This is a genomic window from Mesorhizobium sp. Ca11 (genome assembly GCF_020165275.1).
Taxonomy (GTDB): Bacteria; Pseudomonadota; Alphaproteobacteria; order Rhizobiales; family Rhizobiaceae; genus Mesorhizobium.
The window spans coordinates 1-4,445 of record NZ_JAIUHU010000037.1; the positions used below are offsets into that span (position 1 = coordinate 1).

The window sequence follows — 4,445 nt, forward strand, 5'->3', positions numbered from 1 at the left end:
CGTCGCAAGGAAGCTCCTGGTCGTCCTTAACGCTATCATTCGCGACAAAACCGCATTCGCATGAACACAGTTGCCATTCCGTGACGACGGTCGAAGAGCGGGATGGTTCCAGAATATCATCGCAACGGCGCAACCCCGAGTGAAGTTCTGCACCACTGCGACGCTTCGAAGTCACGGAATGGATCCTCGGGTCTGCGCGCGTCGCTTCGCTCCTTGCTCCGCCCGTGGATGACGACGTTAGAAGGCTTCAGCCGAGGGGCTCGCTAGGAAAAACGCGGCAATCGCTCATCGGGCGAGCGGTGGTCGAAGACGACGCCCATGGTCTTACCAACGGCGGTCATCACGATTAGCTCGACCAGATGGTCGTCGCTGTCCACGCAGGCGGGGTCGGCGTGGCGTATGGCATCGAGCATGGCGCGTGTGGACACGGTGTCGCCAGCGCGAAAGCTCGAAAGAGCAGACGAAACAAGGTCTTGCACCGTCAGGTCCGGGACCGGCACTTCCGCAGCGATGTTCATTGGCCTCCTCCTGCCATGAACCCTCTCTGAAAAGAATGATACGCCAATGGTTGGATTGCGCCAGCGAAATGGTGGTCCGACCAGTGCGATTGCCGAACAGCCTGCCGCCCATTCGGCCCCAGGGACGGGCCGCCCGCCCTTAGATGTGGACATCGGTTGGCCGATGGCCGGCAAGCTCGACGCACCGCGCTCGGGTTGATAAGCCCGTCGCGCGCAGGGAGACGATCCGAGTCGAAATATGACCGTTGCAATCGAGATGGGGCAGACGAGCGCAGGCGCGTCGGCGGCCCTCGACCTTGAGGAGTTGCTGGCGACCCGCCTGCTGGTGCAGGGCAATTCGGGCTCGGGAAAGTCGCATCTGCTGCGCCGTCTTCTGGAGCAGAGCGCGCCCTGGGTGCAGCAGACCATCATCGACCCCGAAGGCGACTTCGTGTCTCTGGGTGAACGCTTTGGCCATCTGGTGATCGACGCGGAGGAACATACCGAGCGCGGCCTGCAGGCGGCTGGCGAGCGGGCGCGCATCCACCGCGTCTCGACGGTGCTCAACCTCGAAGGGCTCGATGCCGAGAACCAGATGCGGCGGGCCGCGGCCTTCCTCGGCGGACTGTTCGAGGTCGCGCGCGACCATTGGTACCCAATGCTGGTGGTGGTCGACGAGGCGCAGCTCTTCGCGCCCGCCGCCGCCGGCGAGGTTTCGGACGAGGCACGCAAGCTCTCGCTGGGCGCCATGACCAATCTGATGTGCCGCGGCCGCAAGCGCGGGCTTGCCGGCATCATCGCCACGCAGCGGCTGGCGAAGCTCGCCAAGAACGTCGCGGCGGAAGCCTCCAACTTCCTGATGGGCCGGACCTTCCTCGACATCGATATGGCGCGCGCCGCCGACCTGCTCGGCATGGAACGGCGCCAGGCCGAAGCTTTCCGCGACCTGGAGCGCGGGCATTTCATGGCGCTCGGTCCTGCCTTGTCGCGCCGTCCGCTCGGCGTGCGCATCGGCCAGACCGAAACCAGCCCGCGCAACGGCACGCCGCGGCTGATGCCGATGCCGGGAGCCGCGCTCGAAGATGCGCGCGCGATCATTCTTGCCGCGCCGCCGCCGGAGACGGTCAGGCCGATGCGCCGGCCTTCGCCCGACCTGCTCGACCAATTGATGGCGGCCAAGGCCGCGCCGCTGGACATTCGCCCCGAGCCGATGGAACCGCAGCCAAGCGCCGAGGACCTGGCAGAGCGGCGCGAGCGGATGGACCGCATACTGCGCGCCATCCTGGCGGAGCCGGATGCGGGGTTCCGCGTCATCGGCGTGCTCTACCAGGAGTTCGTGGTCCGCTGCCGCATCGAGGGCCTCGCTTCGGTCGTGCCCGACCTTTCGGAGTTCCGCCGCATGCTGACGCGCGCCCGCGCCGGCGTCGGCTCCGACATGGCCGAGGACGACGCCTGGCGCGACGTTTCCGTGCGCGCCTCGCTGCTGCCCGAAGACATGCAGGGCGTGTTCATGATGATCGCGCGCGCCGCCAAGGAAGGCTGGCCTTGCCCGAGCGACGCGGCGATCGCGCGGGCTTACGGTTCGCATTCGCTGCGCCGCGCGCGCCGGCTGCTCGATTATATCGAGGAGCAGGGCCTCATCGTCTGCCAGGTCGACGGCGCCGGCCGGCGAACCGTGACGCTGGTCGAGCTCGCCTGGGCGACGGCGCCGGGCGACCCGAATGCCTTGGAGCAGGACAGCCTCCCGGTGTGAGGTTGCATGAAAAGGCGCGGCCGACCAGGCTTTGGCGAATCAACTGTGGGCCATTGATTGACGGCCAGCCCGCCTTGGTTGCGCGCGGCACTACATAGTTCAATAGAATTTCCAACAGAATGCCAGCGACCGAGCGGCGGCGAAATCGACGTTGCGCCGTCAAAGCAGGCTGCGCCGGAACGTATTCGGGCCGCGCACTTTAAATTCTTTATTTTGATGCCTGTCATTCGCTCCAGATCGCAGCCCGCTTTGAGGGACACATGCATCAATCGGCGGGATCTCAGATTTGTTAAATGTCTAATGAATCGTTAATATTACGCGACAATATATATTCCGTTATGGTTTCCAAATCATAAAAACCTAATATACCTGAATATAGGTATGCCTGTCCCGCGATTGCGGCGACCGAAGGGGGGCACGCCAGCTAGGAACGTTGGGTGCGAGCGTGCAAGCGCTCTGGGGTGGGGTTTTGTCTCTCGGCGAGAGAAGTTTTTACGTTCAATCAGAGTGGCTTGGTCCTGACCAACCGCCGCGGGCGGAAGCATTCGCTTGCGTCGTCCGCACCAGGATCAGCAGTAACCGTCGGGGCGAACACTTTGGTCGTTCGCAAAGGGATCACAGGGGGTAATTGGCAATGGCGACCACAACAGTTTCAGGCTCGACCGTCACGTTTTCGAATTCGGGCGCGGCAGCCAATCTGACGCAATCCGGCAGCGAGGACGGCAGCCTCCTGTTCACATTCGACGTTCTCGCGGCGAGCGGCGGCGGAACCAAGACGACGATCTATTCGGTGGACGACGGCATCAAGAACGATGACGGAGGGGCCGGGATTGTCGTCACCAACAAGGCGTTCGCTGATTACAACAAGGACCTGCTGATCCAGGACGGTGCGAACGTCATCGAAACCAGCAGCACGAGCGGGGCGAAATTCTGGATCGGCACCGACAACAAGATTCATTATGACGCAACCACTCTAGCCCCCCTGATCAACGCGCTCGGCGCTGGCGAGCAGTTCACGGACACGATCCAATACACGATCAAGATGTCGAACGGCACGCTCAGCGTTGGCACGCTGACGGTGGTGATCACAGGTACCAACGATGCCCCGGTGATCACCGTCACCGCCGGCGATCACGATGCTGTCACGCTTAACGAAACAAACTCCCCTTTGTCGACAAACGGTACGCTGACCGTCAGCGATGTCGATATCCATGATACGGTCAATGCCTCGGTGACGGGAGTGACCTTGGGCGGAGCTACCGGCTCCCTTCACGCTGCCGATGTCGTGAACATGCTGTCGCTGGGCGGCAATCCCGTCATCGACAACAGTCACACATCGGGCGCGATCAACTGGTCGTTCAATTCCACGCCGCAAGCTTTCGACTATCTCTCGGCGGGCGAGCATCTCACCCTGACCTATACGATCAAGGCAGACGACGGCCACGGCGGCACGACCACGCATGACGTGACGATTACGATCACCGGCGCCAACGACGCCGCCTCGATCGGCGTGGTCGCCGGCGGCGACTATGCGGTGAGCGAGGCCGGCGGGGTGAACAACGGCACGGCCGGCGATCCCTCCGCCTCGGGCCAGCTGACGGTGAGCGACGTCGACGACGGCGAGGCGCATTTCCAGGCGCCGGCGAGCCTGAACGGCACCTACGGCACCTTCACCTTCGACGAGCAGACCGGCCAGTGGAGCTACGCGCTCGACGACAGCCGCACCGCCACCCAGGCGCTCAATGGCGGCGATGCCGTCACCGACACGCTGACGGTCACCTCGGCCGACGGCACCGCGCATCACGACATCGTGGTCAACATCACCGGCGCCAACGACGCCGCCTCGATCGGCGTGGTCGCCGGCGGCGACTATGCGGTGAGCGAGGCCGGCGGGGTGAACAACGGCACGGCCGGCGATCCCTCCGCCTCGGGCCAGCTGACGGTGAGCGACGTCGACGACGGCGAGGCGCATTTCCAGGCGCCGGCGAGCCTGAACGGCACCTACGGCACCTTCACCTTCGACGAGCAGACCGGCCAGTGGAGCTACGCGCTCGACGACAGCCGCACCGCCACCCAGGCGCTCAATGGCGGCGATGCCGTCACCGACACGCTGACGGTCACCTCGGCCGACGGCACCGCGCATCACGACATCGTGGTCAACATCACCGGCGCCAACGACGCCGCCTCGATCGGCG

The 4,445-nt window shown here is 64.3% G+C and carries 3 protein-coding genes; 2 read left to right on the forward strand and 1 reads right to left on the reverse strand.

What is annotated here, in order from left to right:
• Positions 1-263 precede the first annotated feature (263 nt).
• Positions 264-518, reverse strand: a complete 255-nt coding sequence (locus LB538_RS29050) for a hypothetical protein (protein ID WP_224532818.1) — start codon at positions 516-518, stop codon at positions 264-266.
• 238 nt (positions 519-756) lie between these two features.
• Here LB538_RS29050 and LB538_RS29055 point away from each other — a divergent pair, with 238 nt between their 5' ends.
• Both LB538_RS29055 and LB538_RS29060 read left to right on the forward strand, forming a co-directional pair.
• Entirely contained in the window at positions 757-2,250 is a 1,494-nt protein-coding gene (locus LB538_RS29055; protein WP_224532816.1) for an ATP-binding protein, read from the forward strand.
• Between the two features lie 634 nt (positions 2,251-2,884).
• The coding region (locus LB538_RS29060; protein WP_224685901.1) for a VCBS domain-containing protein at positions 2,885-4,445 on the forward strand (1,561 nt) is incomplete at its 3' end.